The organism is Pseudomonas sp. TR47 (assembly GCF_044143025.1).
Classification (GTDB): Bacteria; Pseudomonadota; Gammaproteobacteria; order Pseudomonadales; family Pseudomonadaceae; genus Aquipseudomonas; species Aquipseudomonas putida_E.
The window spans coordinates 1-828 of the sequence record NZ_JBHFCS010000072.1; the positions used below are offsets into that span (position 1 = coordinate 1).

At 59.3% G+C, this 828-nt stretch carries 1 protein-coding gene; it reads right to left on the reverse strand.

The window, feature by feature from the left end; all coding sequences use genetic code 11:
* A partial coding sequence (tnpC, locus tag ACEWE8_RS26070) for an IS66 family transposase (RefSeq protein ID WP_395589448.1) occupies positions 1-828 on the reverse strand: 828 nt, incomplete at both ends.

The following is an 828-nucleotide window of genomic DNA, read 5'->3' on the forward strand; positions in this document are numbered from 1 at the left end:
AGCCCGATGACAAATGGCTTGATCGCACGCTCCGCAAGGTTGTTGTCGATCGGCAAATGGCCGGCCTCGACATAGCGTTCCAACCGACTCCAGTTGTTCGCCAGATAGTGCACGGCCTTGCCCAGCACACTTTGCGGTGTGACCTGGGAGTACGTCTTGTCCAGCCAGCTTTTCAATTGGCCGAGGATCGGTAGGCTTCTTTCTTGGCGACCGATGAACCGCTGTTCGTCGCTGACCTCCTTGAGGTCGCGCTCGATGCCGTACAGCTTGTTGATCATCGCCAGCGCCACATCGGCGCGGCCCGTCTTGCCTTTGGGCTGCACCTTTTGCGCCTCGACAAACTTGCGTCGTGCATGAACCATGCACGCCAACCGTTCGACACCGGGCTGTAATGCCAACGCGTTGTAACCGGCGTAATCATCGGTCATGACATAACCGCGATAGCCCTCCAGCAGGCGCAACGGTACCTCCTGCGCACGGCTGGTGGTGTAGTCGAACAACACGACTTGTCGATCAGGTGGCCCGCTGGCCTGCACCCACATCCAGGACTGGCTGGTCGGGTCGCGATCCGGTTCCTTGAGCACCTGCACCCGCGTTTCATCGCAGTGAATCACCGGACTTTCCAACAACCGCTCACGCATCAGGTTCAGCAGCGGCTGGAAGTGTTCGCTGCACTGGATCACCCAGCGGGCCAAGGTTTGCCGGGGGATTTCGATGCCATGCCGGGACAGTACGCTTTCAAAACGGTGTAGCGGCAGACCATCGACATACTTGGTGGTCAGCAGCATGGCCAGCACGCTGGGGCTGGCCATGCTCTTTTCGATCAAC